General features: G+C 33.8%; 11 protein-coding genes and 1 tRNA gene. 8 read left to right on the top strand and 4 right to left on the bottom strand.

All coding sequences use genetic code 11. The features are described 5' to 3' along the window. Positions 1-18 precede the first annotated feature (18 nt). From JM658_RS11870 to JM658_RS11850, 5 genes are all read left to right on the top strand, one after another. Positions 19-1,590 (top strand): SusD/RagB family nutrient-binding outer membrane lipoprotein, encoded by a 1,572-nt coding sequence (locus tag JM658_RS11870; protein WP_236959483.1) that lies wholly within the window; start codon positions 19-21, stop codon positions 1,588-1,590. Between the two features lie 226 nt (positions 1,591-1,816). After that, complete coding sequence (locus JM658_RS11865; RefSeq protein ID WP_236959482.1) at positions 1,817-4,909, top strand: SusC/RagA family TonB-linked outer membrane protein; 3,093 nt, start codon at positions 1,817-1,819, stop codon at positions 4,907-4,909. A gap of 11 nt (positions 4,910-4,920) precedes the next feature. Continuing rightward, a complete protein-coding gene (locus JM658_RS11860; RefSeq protein WP_236959481.1) occupies positions 4,921-6,390 on the top strand; it encodes a RagB/SusD family nutrient uptake outer membrane protein in 1,470 nt (489 codons plus the stop codon). Between the two features lie 31 nt (positions 6,391-6,421). Next, positions 6,422-7,759, top strand: a complete 1,338-nt coding sequence (locus JM658_RS11855; RefSeq protein WP_236959480.1) for an alpha,alpha-trehalase — start codon at positions 6,422-6,424, stop codon at positions 7,757-7,759. Between the two features lie 15 nt (positions 7,760-7,774). Beyond that, positions 7,775-9,793, top strand: coding sequence for a glucosidase family protein (locus tag JM658_RS11850; RefSeq protein ID WP_236959479.1), 2,019 nt, complete (start codon positions 7,775-7,777; stop codon positions 9,791-9,793). A gap of 734 nt (positions 9,794-10,527) precedes the next feature. Here JM658_RS11850 and JM658_RS11845 read toward each other — a convergent pair. Both JM658_RS11845 and JM658_RS11840 read right to left on the bottom strand, forming a co-directional pair. Beyond that, positions 10,528-10,609: transfer RNA gene (locus JM658_RS11845), tRNA-Leu, on the bottom strand. Between the two features lies 1 nt (position 10,610). Then, positions 10,611-10,856: a GIY-YIG nuclease family protein gene (locus JM658_RS11840; protein WP_236959478.1), complete on the bottom strand. Its 246-nt coding sequence runs from the start codon at positions 10,854-10,856 to the stop codon at positions 10,611-10,613. Positions 10,857-11,125: 269 nt separating this feature from the next. On the opposite strand from JM658_RS11840, the gene JM658_RS11835 reads away from it, so the two are divergent. The 3 genes from JM658_RS11835 to pth all read left to right on the top strand — a co-directional run bounded on the left by JM658_RS11835 (position 11,126) and on the right by pth (position 13,405). Then, a complete protein-coding gene (locus JM658_RS11835) occupies positions 11,126-12,067 on the top strand; it encodes a ribose-phosphate pyrophosphokinase (RefSeq protein ID WP_236959477.1) in 942 nt (313 codons plus the stop codon). A gap of 24 nt (positions 12,068-12,091) precedes the next feature. Continuing rightward, positions 12,092-12,703: a 50S ribosomal protein L25/general stress protein Ctc gene (locus tag JM658_RS11830; RefSeq protein ID WP_236959476.1), complete on the top strand. Its 612-nt coding sequence runs from the start codon at positions 12,092-12,094 to the stop codon at positions 12,701-12,703. Positions 12,704-12,781: 78 nt separating this feature from the next. Further along, on the top strand, positions 12,782-13,405 hold the full coding sequence (pth, locus tag JM658_RS11825) for an aminoacyl-tRNA hydrolase (protein ID WP_236959475.1): 624 nt from the start codon (positions 12,782-12,784) through the stop codon (positions 13,403-13,405). Here pth and JM658_RS11820 read toward each other — a convergent pair whose 3' ends face one another. Both JM658_RS11820 and JM658_RS11815 read right to left on the bottom strand, forming a co-directional pair. Further along, entirely contained in the window at positions 13,406-14,110 is a 705-nt protein-coding gene (locus tag JM658_RS11820; protein ID WP_236959474.1) for a hypothetical protein, read from the bottom strand. Between the two features lie 4 nt (positions 14,111-14,114). After that, entirely contained in the window at positions 14,115-17,930 is a 3,816-nt protein-coding gene (locus JM658_RS11815; protein WP_236959473.1) for a reprolysin-like metallopeptidase, read from the bottom strand. Between the last annotated feature and the right edge of the window lie 146 nt (positions 17,931-18,076).

Raw genomic sequence — 18,076 nt, 5'->3', positions numbered from 1 at the left:
AACATAAACTTTCTTATAATGAAATTATTTAAAAAAAATAATATTGTTTTCTTTTTAATCATAGTTTTGATTACCGCGTGTACATCAGAGTTTGAAGAAATTAATACTAATCCAAACTCTCAAGAAGAAGGGAGTAATGAGGGGTTGTTATTAGGTGCTCAGATAGGAGCGGCATCAGTTTTGTTAGATAATGTTCGTGGTTATAATAGTGGCTTAGGGAAATGGGTTCAGTATTATAATACAAATTTAACCCCAACAGATTTTGTTAAATCAAATCCAAGAGAGGATTTTAATGATTTTTGGGTGTATCACAACTTAACAACTTCTGTAATACCACTGATTGAAAGAGTTATAGATAATTCGGAAAAAGTTCCTAATGCAAACTATAATGCAGTAGCTCTAATAATGAAAGCATGGGTATACAGTAGTATGACTGAATTATGGGGGCCAATTCCCTATTTTGATGCGCAGTATGGAGAAGATTCAGAAGAATTACAGTACAATAAACCTAAGTTTGATTCTCAAAAAGAAATCTTATTAGACGCTTTGGAGCTTTTGAAGAAAGCAAACGAAGCGATAATTATTTCTAATGAAGCTGGTGTCGCCATTAATTCAGAGTCTGATGCATATGCCTCTGGAGATTTATTGAAATGGAAGAAATTTTCAAATTCTTTAAGAGCTAGGATTTTATTGCGCATATCTGATGTTGAACCTGCGTTTGCTAGCTCTGAGCTATCAGAGCTATTTTTAAACCCTACAAAGTTTCCAGTGATGACAAGTAATGATGATAATTTCGGAATTAGCTGGGAAGATGCTGAAGGGAGTTTTCCAGACCCTTTTGCACGATATAAACAAGATAATAGTTATGGTCCATTTTTAATATCAGGATTTGTTAATCTACTAGGAGAAAAGGAAGACCCAAGATTGAAATATTTGGCTGATCCAGCAGAAGGGTATGATCAAGAAAGTTATATAGGCTTGCCTCCAGCGTTTGATGATGAGAATCCTTTTGGATTTACTCGAATGTCTAGAGATTCTGTTAGTCAAATATCATATAGGTATATGGAGGTCCAGAAACGAAATATAATGACTTTTTCTGAATTAAATTTTATAAAGGCAGAAGCTTCATTTAAGGGGATAGATGTAGGGATTAGTCCTGAGGATGCTTATTATAAAGGCATTATGAGTAATATGTGGCAGCTGTCTATTCCTGATGATTTAATTAAAGATTATGTTGATAATATTGATGTGGTATTTAATAATAATAATGCGATGGAACTTATAATTACGCAGAGATATATTGCTCAGTTTGGACAAAGCATTAATTCGTTTTCTATGATCCGTAGAACGGGACTTCCTCTATTAGATTATTTTGCTATAGGGGTTAATAAGGAGAATGGTTTTCCGGTTCGTGTTGGATATCCGTCAGGGAATATGCAGAACTTTAACAACGAGAATTTTGAAGAAGCTGTAGAAGGAGTGAATATTGTAAACAAAGTTTTTGGTGATAACTTATGGTTTTCTTCAAACTCTAAGACTCCTGAAATGACACCTTTTATTCAACAGGGACCTAAAGTCTTTTCTTATTAACCAATGATATCAAAATATTAAAATGGCTTATTGATTTTATTATTGCTATAAAAATATTCATGTGTGAGTTTAAGCCATTAAGAAGCTAAATATTTAATTACTAGTGGTGCTTTAATTGTAAAAGAGATTATGTTATTAAATTATGATACAGTATTATCATTTTAAATATGTCTTATAAACTAGTTTTGATTCTTAAATATTTTAAATCAACTAAATTAGAGATGTTATGAAAAAACACACCCCCAGAAAGAATGGGTTAATACTCTTGCTTATGCTAATGATTAATGCTGTTAGCTTTGGAAGAAGTAATGAATTATTCCAAAGTAGGGAAACTCAAAAGGTAGTTAAAGGAATAGTTTTTGACGAAAATCACATGCCTTTGCCAGGCGCTACAGTAATGTTAAAGGGTTCTAATAATGGAGTGTCAACGGATTTCGATGGTAACTTTGAGATATTAGTACCTTCAAGTCATTCAACTTTAATTTTTTCTTATATAGGTTATAAGGAAAAAGAGTTGATAGTAGACGGAAATGATGATGTAGTAGTTCAACTTGAGGTAGAGGCTAATGCATTAGAAGCCGTAATGGTAGTAGGTTATGGTAAACAAAAAGTAAGGGATTTGACAGGAAGTGTGGGATTTGTCAATGAAAAACAATTGAAAGAGAATGCTGTTCCTAGTGTCTCTCAAGCGTTGCAGGGTAAAGTGTCGGGTGTCCAGGTGACTGCTAATTCTGGAGAACCTGGTGGAGGTATATCTGTTAGGATCAGAGGTACTGGTACTTTTGGAAATAATGATCCGTTATATGTAATAGATGGTTTTCCTACAAAAACAGGAATTAGTGCAATCAATCCCTCCGATATTGAATCAATCTCAATATTGAAAGATGCAGCAGCAGCAGCAATTTATGGTTCCAGAGCTGCAAATGGAGTTATAATTGTTTCTACAAAGAAAGGGAAAGCTGGCCGTACGTCTATTAGTTTAGAAAGTTATTTTGGGTTTCAGGAAACCGCAAATCAAATTGATGTTTTAAATGCTCAGGAATATGTCGCCATTACCAAAGAAGCTTATCGGAATTCAGGATTGGATGATAATGAATTTTGGCAAGATCCTAGCCAATATGGTAATGGGGGCGAATATCCTGTTGATACAGATTGGCAAAATGAAGTTTTTAGAACTTCGCCTATAGAGAATCACCAATTAACGTTCTCAGGAGGTTCTGATAAGTCTAATTTTTTAATGTCCTTAGGGTATTATAATCAGGAAGGGATTGTAATAGGTAGTAATTTCGAAAGGATATCAGCAAGAGCAAACGGGACAGTAAGGTTCTCAGACGCCATTAGGGCTGGAGCAAATCTATCATTTTCAGAAAGTGATCGTCAAATAATCCCTGATGACAACTCTTGGACTAGTGTGCTTTTTGGAGCTTTGAGGCAATTGCCGACAGTTCCAGTTAAAACTGAAGATGGTAATTGGGGAGGTAATGTAGGTCCTGCTGAGTATGTTGGAGATTCTGATAATCCAGTTAGATTAGCATTGTTAAGTAACGATTCAAACAAGGGTTATAGATTCATGGGTAACAGCTATATAGAGATAGAGCCTGTAAAAGACTTAGTTTTTAAAACATTTTTTGGATATGACTTTTTATACGATAGGGGGAAAAACTTTAATCCAACTTATACCGAGGGTAGCACACAGTCAATACAAAGTGAGTTGTTTGAAACCTCTGCATTAACAAGGAAGTGGGTATGGGAAAATACAGTTAATTACAATTTAGAAATTTTGAATGCTCATAAGTTTGATTTTTTATTAGGAATCACTAAGGAAAATAATACATATGAAACTCTTAATGGAAGTAGAAAGGATTTTCCGAATAATGAGTCTTACCTTTGGTATTTAGATGCAGGCTCAGGTACTAGAAATAATAGTGGAATTGCTTCGGAATATGCGCTATTGTCATATTTAGGTAGGGTGAACTATAGTTATAAAAACAAATATTTGATTCAAGCTAACATTCGTCGTGACGGCTCTTCACGATTTGGTAAGTCAAATCAATTTGGGACTTTTCCTTCGGTATCTGTTGGTTGGGTTGCTTCAGAGGAGGCTTTTATGAAAAATAGTTCCTTTATAAATTACTTAAAACTTAGATTAAGTTCTGGGAAGCTTGGTAATCAAGATATCTATAGTAATTATCCTTGGGCGAATAATTTAGACTTGGTGTATTACCCTTTAGGAATTAATCAAGGAACAGCATCTGGCTATACACCTAACTCTCCATCTAACCCAGATGTAACTTGGGAAACTACAATTCAAAATGATATAGGGATTGATATGAAGTTTTTCAATAGTCAATTATCTATTAATGCAGATTATTTTATTAAAGATACTGAGGATATGTTATTGACTTTGCCAGCACCAGCAACTTCTGGATATTCAACAACAGCATATACAAATGTTGGTAAAATGCGAAATCAAGGGTTTGAAATATCATTAGATTATGAGTCTAAACAAGAGAATGAATTTACTTATGGTTTTGGAGCTAATTTTACGACTATTAAAAATGAAGTTCTTGATTTGGGTACTGTTGATTATATCTGGAGTGACCAAACTTATTTAGGTGAAAGGTGGACTCGTACAGAAGTAGGTAAGCCAGTAAGTCAGTTTTTCGGATATGTTACTGATGGTATATTTCAAAATGAGAATGAAGTTACTGACTATGGAGCTCAGCCTAATGCAGAACCTGGAGATATAAAATTTAAAGATTTGGATAATAACGGGGTTATAGATGATAATGACAGAACCTATATTGGTGACCCAAATCCTGATTTTACATTTTCGGTATATGGTCAAGCAAATTATAAGGATTTTGATTTGGGAGTCAGGATTTATGGATCTTATGGAAATGATATATACAATGGGATGATAAGACAGATTGAATCTGGAGCAGAACCATATAATAAATGGACAAATATACTTGATAGGTGGACGGGAGAAGGAACTTCAAACTCTGTACCTAGGGTAACAAGAGAAGATGTTAATCAGAATACTAGAAGTTCTACAAGAATGATTGAAGATGGGTCTTTTTTAAGAGTTAAAAACCTGCAGTTAGGATATAGTTTGCCTGAAGAAGTTTTAAATAATATAAACGTAGAGAGACTTAGGTTGTATGTAAGTCTTGATAATCCATTTACAATTACTTCTTATAGGGGTTTTGACCCTGAAATGTATCAGACCAAATCATCTAGAACAGATATAGGGGTTGATCGTGCAAAATATCCCGTAGCAAAATCATTTATTTTCGGTTTAAACATAAGTCTTTAAAAAAAATAACTATGAATTTAGTAAAAAAAATATCAATCCTTTCTATGTTTTTTTTAATCAGCGCATGCAATAAGGATATATTAGAAAAAGATCCTTTAGGGACTTTAAGCGTTGAAACATTTTATACAAATCAAGAAGAGGCAATCCAGGCTGTCAATGCATGCTATGATGGATTACAAAACTATAACATATACGGACCGATGTCTATTGTCGAAGATGTACAGACTGATGATGCTCTTAAAGGGGGAGGAGGAGCTTCTGATCAGCCAGGTATGGATCAAATGCAAAAGTTTATTGCATCGGCCGATAATCATATTTTTGTCGATAAGTGGAAGACTTATTATAATATTATATTTCGCTGTAACCTTGCAATTGAACGTATAGATAATATGTCTGAAGAGGATATAAGTCTAAAGGTTAAAAACAGGTTAATTGCAGAAGCAAAGTTCATTAGAGGATTAAGTTATTTTGATTTAACGATAAGATTTGGGAATCTTCCAATTATAACAAGACCAAATTCTCCAGATGATTATGATGTCGAAAGGAGTTCGAGAGAGGATGTTTGGAGCTTTATTGAAGAAGATTTAAGTTTTAGTATAAACAATTTATCTAAGCCATCAGAATTATCGGATACAGATCTTGGTAGAGCAACTGTGGGTGCTGCAAAATCATTGTTAGCCAAAGTTTATATTTTTCAAAAAAAATGGAGTGAAGCATTGCCATTATTGAATAGTGTTATAGGTGACTACGATTATCAGCTTTCAAATGAGTATGAAGATATTTTTTCAATTGGAAATGAATTGAACCCTGAAATCATATTTCAAGTTAATTTTGAGACAGGAGGAGCTAGTGATGGAGAAGGTTATAACAGAAATGGATGGATATCCCCTAGAACCTCAGATGTTAATTGGGGGGGTATAGGATTTCTATTACCTACTCAAGATTTAGTGGATGAGTTTGAGGATGGAGATGTACGATTAAAATCTACTATATTGAGTGATGGAGACTTGTTTAGTGGTGATGTTTACGATAAGTCATGGTCATCTACAGGTTACAATTGTAGAAAAGGCTTGGTAGCGTTTGATGATTATACAGCAGGAACACCTTACTATGTTAATAATAATTATGTGGTACTTAGGTTAGGAGAAGTATTGTTGTTAAGAGCTGAGGTGTATAATGAATTAAATCAATCAACAAATGCTCTAAAAGATATTAACGCTATTAGAGATAGGGCTGGATTACTTCCTTTATCTGAGGCTTTAACGCAAAAATTAATTAGAGAAGCTATTTATCATGAAAGAAGAGTTGAGTTATGTTTCGAGCAAAAACGTTATTATGATCTTGTTAGATGGGGAATAATATCTGAGACCATGCAAAGTAAAGGTTATAAGTTTGTTAGTGGTAAGCATGAGTTGTGGGCAATACCACAAGGAGAAATAGATATTAATTCAAACCTAGCGCCAAACAACCCTAATTGGTAGTTGAAACAATGGGGAAATTGTAAAAAATGTGATGAAGAAATTTTTATTAGTTATTAGCCTCATTATTTTTAGTTGTAATCAGACAACCGTTAATAATGAGAAAACAAAAAATGTAAATAGTCAAATGAATAAAGATTTATCAATAGATCTATATGATGATGATGAATTAGATAAGATATATACCCAATTGAGTACTCACTATAAAACTCTATCGCAAAAAGTGATTCAATCTCCTGAAGGCTATTTAGAATATCCTTACCTTATTCCTGCTGGGTTTTATAAACAAATGTGGGACTGGGATGGATTCTTTATAGGTAACTATTTTGCAAGCAAAGGTAGGCCTGAATATCTTAAATACTGGTGTCTAAACTTGATAAAAGGGATAGATAGTGAAGGGTATGTTTCTGGATGTGCAACTACTAATGGGCCAAGACCTATATTTGGTAAGTTCTCGATGAAGCCTTTTTTATCACAAGGTGTTTATCTCTCATCAAAGAAAATGAATAATTTTAATTGGATTATACCTTTCTATGAAAAAATAAAACGAGTGCTTACATATAGGGAAAAAACGCAAAGGGATAATGCGACTGGATTATTTTATTGGGATGTGGCGATGCAAAGTGGTGCAGATAATAATGTTGCAATGAATTATTTTATGGAAGATAAGAGAAAATTTTTAGCTCCTGATATTTCAGCACTTCAATATAAAGAGTATATAGCTCAAGCAGCTATAGCTGATAGCCTAGGATATAATGAGGATGCTGTAATTTATATTAAAAAGGCCAAAGAATTGAAAGAAGCAATTAACAAGTATTTATGGAATAACAAAGATCAAATCTATTATACTATGAACGTGGAAACTAGAAAACATTATAAACGTGTTAGTTATTCTTCGTTTGTTCCTTTAATGATGGGGATTGCTGAAATGAACAATGGTCAGGCTATGATTAACAAATACTTGCTTAGTGAAAACCATATGAAGGCAAAGTATGGTTTTAGAACCTTATCAGTAGAAGACCCTGATTATAATAACTTAAATACAATTATTCCGTTTTCAAATTGGCAAGGGCCAGTTTGGCCAATAGCTAACTATATTTATTCAATAGGAATGAAAAAATATGGATTCAATTCTGAGTTGAAATGGTTGGCAGGAACAATTGGGACATTGCTGATAAATGATATAAAGAAGTATAATACAATGCATGAAAATTATAATGCAGATACGGGAGCAGCTTTGGCTCCCCATGATGACTATATAGATGATAAAGGAAATATTGTAGGGTTTGTAGGATGGAATTTGTGTGTTGAAAATATATTAAATGGAGTTGTGAATGATAAATGGATGTTATTAGAAGTAACAACTAATTAAAAAATAGATTATAAAATGAATTTTGTATTAAAATATTTGATTTTATTATTGTGTTTAAATGTATATTCTCAGAAAGGGAAATTATGGAAGATAGAGGATAAAGGCTCCATAATTTTAAATATTAATAAAAATAAGATCCATAAGTATAATGATAACATTGAAATGTCAGGGAGAAAGATTTCAAGTATTATCCATTATAGTTATAATGATGAAGGATTAAAAATAAGTAGAGATATATATTATCCTCAATTAAGAACTTATTTGAAAACTTCAGATCCTAGTTGGAAGGAATACCGTGCTTATTTAAAGGAGAGTTATTCTGACGAAATTTTACCGAGTATAGAAGTAAATAACTTGATTTTCAGCCCAAGTAAGTTGAATGCGATTGTAATAGAAGGGAAGCTTGAATTTATCTATATGGAAGATAATGGTTTAGTTTTATCTAGAACTTTCTACCCTTCAATGAATGACCGTTTATTTGTTGAAGAATGGTCTTTGAAAAATGTAACAGAAAAGCATATTGAAATTAATGGGACTGAAACTACTATTTCTAGAGAGATTAATGGAGAAAGGGGTGTATATAGAACTAAGGTTGAAAGTAATCTAAAAGAAAAGGTTACAATTGGACCAAATGAATCATATTCCTTTGTTATTGCAATGTCTGCATCATTAAATAATGAGAGCAGTCCGAGCCTAAATAATATTAATTTTGAGTCTGTGGGAAGGGCGAATTTTCTTAATAAGATGAAATCAAGTTTAATCTTAGAAACTCCTAATAGCGCCTTGAATAGATTATTTTATTTTTCAAAAATCAGAGCTTCTGAAAGTATTTTTGATTCAAAAATAGGGCTCGTGCATTCACCAGGAGGAGGGAGGTATTATGTTGGTTTTTGGGCAAATGATCAAGCAGAATATGTTAGTCCTTTTTTTCCATATTTAGGGTATGATTTAGGGATTAAAAGTTCAAATAATATGTATGAACTTTATGAGAAGGAAACTAACCTTGATTTTACTAATATTCGTTATTCTTTTGAAATGGAGGGTGATGCGCCAATAAATGAACAAGACAGAGGAGATGCCGCAATGATAGCATATGGAGCTACTCAGTATGTAATGGCGCTAGGTAGTGATGAAGAGGCAAGTAGATTGTGGCCGTTGATTGAATGGTGTTTGGAATACAATAAAAGGATGTTGAACCGTCAAGGAGTTGTTAGTTCTGATTCTGATGAAATGGAAGGGAGGATTGAAACGGGAACAGCTAATTTGTCAACCTCGAGCTTGTATTATGGAGCTTTAAATTTAGCTGCTGATTTAGCTCAGTCTATGGGGAAACCTAAGCGAATAGCTGAAGAGTATAGGAATAGAGCTGAAATATTAAAAATGAATATTGAAAAATACTTTGGAGCAAATATAGAGGGTTTAGTTACTTATAAATATTATAAAGAGCATGAATATTTAAGGCATTGGATATGTTTACCTTTAGTTGTTGGGATATTTGAAAGAAAGGAAGGAACTGTTGACGCACTGCTTGATAGATTATGGTCTGAAAATGGAATACATGTTGAAAATAACTCGAAGAATGAAGATATTTCTAAAATATTTTGGGACCGGGGTACGCTATATGCACTAAGGGGGACCTTTTTAGCGAATGAAACAGACAGGTCTTTAGAGAAATTAATTTCATTTACAGAGAAAAGGCTATTAGGTGATAGAGTTCCATATGTTGTTGAAGCATATCCAGAAGGAGGAATGGCACATTTGTCGGCTGAAAGTGGGTTATATTGTCGAATATTTACAGAAGGAATATTAGGGATTACACCGACTGGCTTAAACAGCTTTTCTTTTACCCCTAAACTACCTACTGATTGGAGTTTTATGAATTTAAAAAATATCAAGGCATTTGGACAAAACTTTAGTATAGAGTTGAAAAAGAAACAAAGAAAAATGTTCGTAAAAGTTACAAACAATATTAGCTCTGAGCATTTGTTTGAAAAGGAGGTGATGATAGGAGACAAGGTGGATATTAGTTTCTGATCTAATAATATTTTTTTTATAACTTTTAGTAAGAAGGCTATATGATTTTATATTTTGAATTTGCCTTAATGAGTGTACTTTTTATTTGATTAGTTTTTTGTTTGGTCTAATGAAAACCTCCTTTTTTAGGAGGTTTTTAGGCTAAATGTGAATTTTTTATTTACCCCTTCTATTGCGTTTTGTTAAAATTTTTGTAAGTGATTTATTATTAAAATTTATATGCACTGAGGTATTTAATTTTATTCTAGTTTGTATTAAATAAACTTATTTCCCATTTTACTTCCATTATTGACTTTTATTCTTTTAAAGTATGAATACTGACATAGTGATGTTTTTTATACGTTTTACTTCATCACTTTGTTTAAAATATTACCTAGTGACATATTAAAATATTTCTGTTTATAGTTATTTTATTATTGCTAAGATGTTAAATCTAATTAATAATAAATTTGGTGTGAAACGAAGCTTGTATTTCATTACTCATATGAACTTAAGGTTAGGACTTGTAGATATTGTTTGTTATGATTCGTTCCATGATCAAACTCTTTGTAAAATCTTTTGTAATAAAGACTACTTATATTAAGTAATAATCGATTTATCTCATTAATTGATAGTGATTTAGGATGTCTGCTGTTATGCTGGTTTTAAATTATTTATTAAGGTTTAAGTATCCCCTTTTGTATCCCCTAAAAATAAAAAAACCTCTAAAATCAACAGATTTTAGAGGTTTTAAGTACTCGAGGTGGGAATCGAACCCACACTCCCGAAAGAACTGGATTTTGAATCCAGCGCGTCTACCAATTCCGCCACTCGAGCATTATATAGAGTTTCTTAGAACTCTGAGTTTTTCTTTTCTTATTCCAGACTTCCAGTACTTTTCTCTGGCTCGTCCATCTTTTCTGTTGTAACAAACTTCAGAAAAAATTAATTTATATGGAAGATAAGGTTTTGTGGTTCTTTCTCTTCCTGTATTATGTCTTTTAACTCTTTCTGCAAGATTGGATGTCATTCCGACATAAATATAATTACGGTTTAAACTAGAAATAGCATATACTGTAATCATAAGCAATCTTTTAGCGCGCTTGCCTGTCGGCAGACAGGTCTACCAATTTCGCCCTACCTTATCGGTAGGCAGGCACTCGAGCATTATTATTAAATTGATACAGGTAAATAATGACCGTTATATCAATTTTGGACTGCAAAACTATAAAATATTTTTAATCTTCCGACTAAAAATAGTGACAAAATGCTTTAAGAGTTGGAATAAATTTCTAAATTTGCACCTCATTTTACATGACATAACGATAATTAACTACTAAACAAGATATTACAATGCCATATTCGGTGCCAGATCCAAAGATTTTTTCTTGTACGCAAAGTCAAGATTTAGCTGAAAGAATAGCAAAAGCATTTGGGACAGAGCTAGGGAGTGTATCTTTTACTAGATATAGTGATGGTGAGTTTCAGCCTTCATTTGAAGAATCTGTGCGTGGAGCTAGAGTTTTTATAATAGGTTCTACAAATCCAAGTTCAGAAAATTTAATGGAGATGTTACTTATGTTGGATGCCGCTAAAAGAGCGTCTGCAAGACATATCACTGCTGTAATGCCTTATTTTGGTTGGGCAAGACAAGATAGAAAAGACAAGCCTAGAGTGCCGATAGGGGCAAAATTAGTAGCCAAATTATTAGAATCTGCGGGAGCCACTAGAATAATAACTATGGATCTTCATGCAGACCAAATTCAAGGGTTCTTTGAGAAGCCAGTAGATCATTTATTTGCTTCTACGATCTTCTTGCCATATTTAAAGAGTCTTGAGTTGGATAATTTAACAATAGCATCCCCAGATATGGGAGGTTCGAAAAGAGCGTATGCATATTCTAAGTTTTTAAGTTCGGATGTGGTAATCTGTTACAAGCAACGTAAAAAGGCGAATGTAATAGACCATATGGAGCTTATTGGAGATGTTAAAGGAAAGAATGTTGTGTTAGTAGATGATATGGTAGATACTGCAGGTACATTAACAAAAGCTGCGGATCTAATGATGGAAAAAGGCGCTTTAAGCGTTAGAGCCATCTGTACGCATGCATTACTTTCGGGGAACGCATACGAAAGAATTGAAAACTCTAAGCTTACAGAATTAATCGTAACAGATTCTATTCCGCCAAAGCAAAAGAGTGATAAAGTAAGAGTATTAAGTTGTGGCGATTTATTTGCAGATGTTATGCATAGAGTACATCATAATACTTCTATCAGTTCTAAATTTTTAATGTAAATTATTTAATTTTATACATATATAATGAAGTCAATTACAATTAAAGGATCTCAAAGAGAAAGCGTGGGCAAGAAGTCAACTAAAGCCTTACGTAATGCTGGACAGGTACCTTGCGTATTATACGGAGGGGATAAACCATTACACTTTTCAGCTGAAGAAATAGCATTTAAAGACTTGGTGTACACTCCAAACGCACACACAGTAGTTATTTCATTTGGTAAAGGAAATACATACAATGCTATCTTACAGGATATTCAGTTTCACCCAGTGACTGATGCTATTGTACACATCGATTTTTATCAAATATTTGATGATAAAGAAGTAACAATGGATATTCCAGTAAGAAAAGTTGGAAACTCTCCAGGGGTTATCGCCGGTGGAGTTTTACGTATGAACCAACGTAAACTTAAGGTAAAAGCACTTCCTGCTAACTTACCTGATTTTATAGATGCAGATGTATCTAAGTTAGAAATTGGTAACAAATTATACGTTACAGCTGTAGGGAATGATGATTATAAAATCATGCACCCAGAAAATACAGTAGTATGTCAAGTTAGAGTATCTCGTGCTGCTATGAAAGCTGCTCAAGAGGCTGCTAAAGAAGAAAAAGCTGCTGGTAAAGCGAAAGCTGAGTAAGCATTCAACTTATATATTTAAAAGCACCTCTATTTCGAGGTGCTTTTTTATTTTTGTATCTCAGCTAGTTATAGGGATATGATACAGTGTTTAAAGAAACTTTTTTTAAAGGAAGTAGAAGAAGAAGTAGATTCAATGAAAAAATTTTTAATAGTAGGTTTAGGTAATATAGGTGCCGAATACGATAATACGAGACATAATATAGGATTTAAAATTCTCGATTTCTTTGCTGATGAAGAGTCGGTTACTTTCGAGACTAATAAATTGGGAGCTACGGCTACTTATAAGTTTAAAGGACGCACTTTTGTCTTTTTAAAGCCTAGTACTTATATGAATCTTAGTGGGAAAGCTGTTAAGTATTGGATGATGAAAGAGAAAATTCCATTAGGAAATATCCTTGTTATAACAGACGATCTAAACTTACCTTTTGGAACTATAAGAGTAAAAGGTAAAGGTAGTGATGGTGGTCATAATGGGTTAAAAGATATCCAAGGTCAACTAGGGACAACCAATTATCCACGTTTCCGATTTGGAGTTGGTGCAGAATTTTCTAAAGGAAGACAGGTAGATTATGTACTAGGAAAATGGAATGAGGAGGAGTCTAGCAAAATGAAAGAGCGCTTGGAGAAAGCTAAAGAGGTTATCAAATCTTTTGGAACAGCAGGTCTTAATAATACTATGAATTCTTTTAATAACACCTGATTATTCTACTTTAAATTGAGAAATTTCAGAGGTTGAAATATTTCCATTGCTATCTGTTGTTTTTACTAGCCAATAGTATACTCCTGTACTTGGAGTAGCATACGTAAGTGTTTCTTCAGAAGTATTATCAGCAATACTTGTTGTGGGAGGATTGTTGCTTCCCATAAACACATTATATCCTACAATATCATTATCGATATCTGCTGCTTCCCAAATAAAACTTATAGTTGTATTACTACTGTAGAGGGTGCTTCCGGGAGTAGGCTCTATTAAATCTGCGGGGAATGGCGGGTAACTTATAGCGCCTTCATCGGCATTGTAAAACTTCCAAGTTTCACTGACTACAGATTCTAATGTGGTGCTATTTACTGAAGCTACATACCAAGAATATGGAGTCCCTCTGCTTAAAGTAACCTCTTGAAAAGCAGATTGAGTATCGAATGTTTGCGTTCTTGTAGTTTCAAGATCTTTAATGGTTAATTGGTAAGAATCTGTATTGTTTGAAGGATTCCATTCAAAAGTAACCACACTTATATCTGCATCGGGAGAGGAAATAACTCCTTCTGTGCATTCAGAATTTTCTAAAGGAAAAATTAAAGTCGCGGCACTTGGAGATTTAGGCTCTTCAGGTTCATCACTATCACCTCCACAGCTTAAGAATAATAATAAGCAGCTTAAATATGTTATGTATTGTAGTTTCTGCATATTATTAATCTTTAATTAATTTAAGGGTTTTAGTATATTCCTTATTATTTATATTCAAAATATAAATCCCCTTTGGGAGTTCTGCTAGTTGAAGTTTAATTTTTCCTAAGTCGTCACTATTTTCATTTCTACTGAATATTAATTTTCCAGAGGTATTATGAAGAGTAAGTAACGAATTGCTATTTGGAAATGCTGTATAGATGGTTACTTCATTAATAAACGGATTAGGGTAAGCGGCTATTTCTCCTGCACTAATAATAAGTTCTTCATGAAAACCTTGGCAATCTTTATCAGTATATATTTTTAGTCTATTCACTCCTTTTTCTAAGGATAGTTCTAGGGATTCTCTGTTTGTTTTAGAAATAGTTCCATTTAATTCAATCGTATAAACATCACTTCCAGAAAGTTCTAGCATTACTTTGTTTGCTGCTGAATTTCTTGTGGAGGAAATGGCTAATGGCGCAGGTTCGCCAATATTAATATCGAAACATTGCTGGTATCCGTTATTTGAATCTATAGTGAAACACAATTGATAATTTCCAGCGCTTAGGTTTTCAAAACTTACGTCAGTTTTAAAAGGAGAGCTGGTATTTACACCATTTCCAGTCAAGGTAGCATCATAGTTGTAGTTTCCTTCCGCGGTGATATCAATACCTCCATTGTTACTATTGGAGCAGGTTTCATCTGTAATTGTTATTTTATAGTTGTTGGCAGCAATACTAAAAATAGCACATCCATTTACATCTACTTTAGATCCTATTGGAGTGTTTGGGCAAAGGTCTTCCGTGTCTAAAACACCATCTCTATCGGTGTCTGGATCAAAGTCTCCATCAATACAAAAGCTTATTTTAAAAGAATTTATGCTTCCTCCATCTTCATTATTTGCATCGTTTACCTCAAGTTTCCATCTTCCTTTTAAAGGTTCTCCATATAACGTAGAAAGGGGTTGTTGAGGTTTTATAGTGCCAGAGAGTGTTGGGTTTGCTGCTGTACATGTTACGTTATTGCCACTGTCGCTAAAAGTAACTAGCATATCGTTACCGTCTCCACACTGCTGTGTTAGTAGCGGAACAATAGTTCCAGATGGAGAGATAAGGTTTAAAGTTAAATCTTCGAGCCAAGAGTGTGTTATGTCTACCGTTATATTTATATCATTTAAAGTACCGCCTTCAAGAATGTCTAGAGTGGCTGTGTTTGTAGATGCTCCTGCTTTGGAAATGTATATCGTAGAATTATTGGTGTAAGAGTTGCAAGATATATTTAAGGTAGTAAAAGAAAAGGTAGCGCTATAATTTCCTTCACTACATGTGTTTATAGGCTTTACGCGCCAATAATACGTAGTAGTTTCATCTAATGCTTCAGCTTGAAATTCATTAGTATTTGTAATTTCTGAATAAGAGATATTACTGAAATCTGAAGTTTTTGAAATCTGAATTTCATAGGATTTTGCATTTGTATATTCTTCCCAGTTGAAAATTGGAGTTAGCGGAACTTCTAAAGCGGTGTTTTCAGGAGACGTTAGATTTATCTCTTCGAATGTTTCTGAATAAACCGATAATTCTATGGGGTATTTTTTTATTTGTCCGCCAGAAGAAGTTGCTACCACATTAAAGGTGTTAGCTCCATGCGCTAAATTAGCAGTTCCAGATACGGTTATGCTTATTGGGGTTTCGTCTGTAGTTACTTCAGTATTGCTAAAGGTAACTGTTGCTCCAGTAGGAATATCTTCCGCAGTAAGTGTGATTGTTTCGTTAAATGTACCATAGCTATTATATGTAAAAGGAATGGTAAGGTCATTTGGTTGACAAACGCTTTGTTCTAAGGTGTTAAATATTAACGCATAGTCCGAGGGTTCTATTTTTAATGTAGCTTCATTAATTGCAAAATAGATATTATCAACTGCTTTTACCATTAATCTAGCATTCTCTGTATTGATATCTCCAGGAATAACTACCTGTTTTGTTCCATCATTTTTTGTGCTTTCAGATAAAACAATAGGATTTTCTAAATCATCGTTGATAATAAGCAGAATGCTAACAAAGCTGGTGTTAATAGGGAGCTTGTCTGTTGCTGCTACATTCCAAGTTACAGGATATACAGAGCCTCCTTGAAGGGTTTCCTCTGTTGTTTGAGAGGTAACTGCAAAGGCATTTCCTGTGTTTATAGTTGAAATAGTAAGGTCTTCTCTCGCTGTTTGTCCGCCATTAGAATTATTATCTCTTACTAAAAGTGAGAAATTAAGATTCCTAGAGACTGTAGGAATTACTTCCCAAGTTGGTGATAAATTATTATTAAGAACGGCACTCTCTTCAGGGAAGTATCTTTTTGAAGAAATAGATGGAGGTACAGATCTAAACATAGGTCCATCTTCTGCATTGGCAACAGGAGGTTGTGCGGAAGCTTCATTATTTTGCTGCTCCCATGTGTATGTTAATACATCTCCATTAGGGTCTGTTACTTCAGCATCTAAAACAAAAGCGGTTCCTGCTGGGATGCTGTAATTTACAATTGGAGAAACCACAGGCGGTTGGTTGCTTATCGATGTAGTTGCTCCACAAGTGCTATTTCCTAAGGTTATATTGTCCCAGATTTGCGAAATACTAATTGCATGGAAGTAAGCATCGCTATTTCCTTGCACGTTACTTGGGCATATTCCTGCGTACCCCATAATTGTACTTCCACTTCCTGGTTCTACAGCGGTAGCAGAAGTTCTATTAGAATTACAAGAGTTGTTAAAAGTATGCGTAGCTCCAAATTGATGTCCAATTTCATGTGCTACAAAATCTATATCAAAAGCGTCTCCTGTTGGGTTAACAAATCCTGTTACGCCTCTTGCTTTTCCTGAAGTACATACCGAAGCTAACTGTGCAATCCCATCACCTCCAGAAGAGCTAACGCTAAATACGTGTCCAATATCATAATTACCAAAACCTACAGCATTATCAATTACATTTTGAATCTCATTAATTAATGCTTCCCCGTCGCCATTAGTAAGTCCATCATTTTCTTCATTTAAAAATATTAGATCGTCATTATTAGCAATAAGCTGTAATTGTATGGCGAGATCATTTTCATAAACGCTGTTAATTCTTGTGATGGAAGTATTCATTGCAGCAAGAACTGCCGACTTTTTCTCTGCTTCTGTTCCTGTTGATACTCCTGCAGCATTAATGTGAAAAGCAGCATATTCTGCGGTACATGCTAATGCCATTCTGTAGGTTCTTAACATGCTGTCGTCTACTGGGCGCGCCGCATAATTGCTATCACTTTTAGAACTAGTTTCCGTATTGGCTCCTTCTACTTTACATTCATATTCAATGGCATCAAAATCTGATTTTTTAGCTAGATAATAATCGCCTTTAGAATTTTCAGATGGATTTATATAGGTGATCTCGTTTTTATTTCTAATCATTCCATGGAAGCCTGAATTGTCAACGGAAAAATAAATTCTCTCTAAAGGGTTTTCTATGGAAGTTCCTACGTAGGATTTTATATCCGGAAATTTCTCGGCAAGCTCCGCTGCCAAAACATTGTTTTCAGTTATAACAAATTGCGTAAATTTATTTTTATCAACTGGAAAAGTTACCGCCACATTCGCACTTCTTTTAAAAAGTTGACCTCCTCTTTTAGGAGCGTTCTCTAATTGCGATTTTAATTCTTGAATATTAAGGGTAAAGGTTGGTGTTTCTTTTCCTTGAAGATTAGGAATATTTTTCTGCTTAAGTTGTGTCGCAGACCAAAGAGGTTTGTTCTGTGAAAAAACTGAAACAGAGCATATTAAAATGCAAAAAAAGAGGGTGATTCTGGTGGTTTTTTTCATTTTGACGTATAGGCTGGGAATAAAAATAATCAATTTTTGACCTTGTTCAGCGAAAAAAATAATAAATCACTTATTTAATTTAATTAAATATTCACTTTTAAATTCGTTATTTTGTGATGGATGATGTTTAATTTAAATGCTTTTAA

The sequence above is a fragment of the Joostella atrarenae genome (assembly GCF_021764745.1).
GTDB classification, from domain to species: domain Bacteria; phylum Bacteroidota; class Bacteroidia; order Flavobacteriales; family Flavobacteriaceae; genus Galbibacter; species Galbibacter atrarenae.
Note: the sequence above shows the minus strand (reverse complement) of the source record. Positions and strands in the feature narration are given on the sequence as shown.

What these genes read in the sequence shown, in the direction of transcription:
- JM658_RS11870 (WP_236959483.1), top strand. Translation starts at nt 19, where the DNA reads ATGAAATTATTTAAAAAAAATAATATTGTTTTCTTTTTAATCATAGTT.
- JM658_RS11865 (WP_236959482.1), top strand. Translation starts at nt 1,817, where the DNA reads ATGAAAAAACACACCCCCAGAAAGAATGGGTTAATACTCTTGCTTATG.
- JM658_RS11860 (WP_236959481.1), top strand. Translation starts at nt 4,921, where the DNA reads ATGAATTTAGTAAAAAAAATATCAATCCTTTCTATGTTTTTTTTAATC.
- JM658_RS11855 (WP_236959480.1), top strand. Translation starts at nt 6,422, where the DNA reads ATGAAGAAATTTTTATTAGTTATTAGCCTCATTATTTTTAGTTGTAAT.
- JM658_RS11850 (WP_236959479.1), top strand. Translation starts at nt 7,775, where the DNA reads ATGAATTTTGTATTAAAATATTTGATTTTATTATTGTGTTTAAATGTA.
- JM658_RS11840 (WP_236959478.1), bottom strand. Translation starts at nt 10,856, where the DNA reads ATGATTACAGTATATGCTATTTCTAGTTTAAACCGTAATTATATTTAT.
- JM658_RS11835 (WP_236959477.1), top strand. Translation starts at nt 11,126, where the DNA reads ATGCCATATTCGGTGCCAGATCCAAAGATTTTTTCTTGTACGCAAAGT.
- JM658_RS11830 (WP_236959476.1), top strand. Translation starts at nt 12,092, where the DNA reads ATGAAGTCAATTACAATTAAAGGATCTCAAAGAGAAAGCGTGGGCAAG.
- pth (WP_236959475.1), top strand. Translation starts at nt 12,782, where the DNA reads ATGATACAGTGTTTAAAGAAACTTTTTTTAAAGGAAGTAGAAGAAGAA.
- JM658_RS11820 (WP_236959474.1), bottom strand. Translation starts at nt 14,110, where the DNA reads ATGCAGAAACTACAATACATAACATATTTAAGCTGCTTATTATTATTC.
- JM658_RS11815 (WP_236959473.1), bottom strand. Translation starts at nt 17,930, where the DNA reads ATGAAAAAAACCACCAGAATCACCCTCTTTTTTTGCATTTTAATATGC.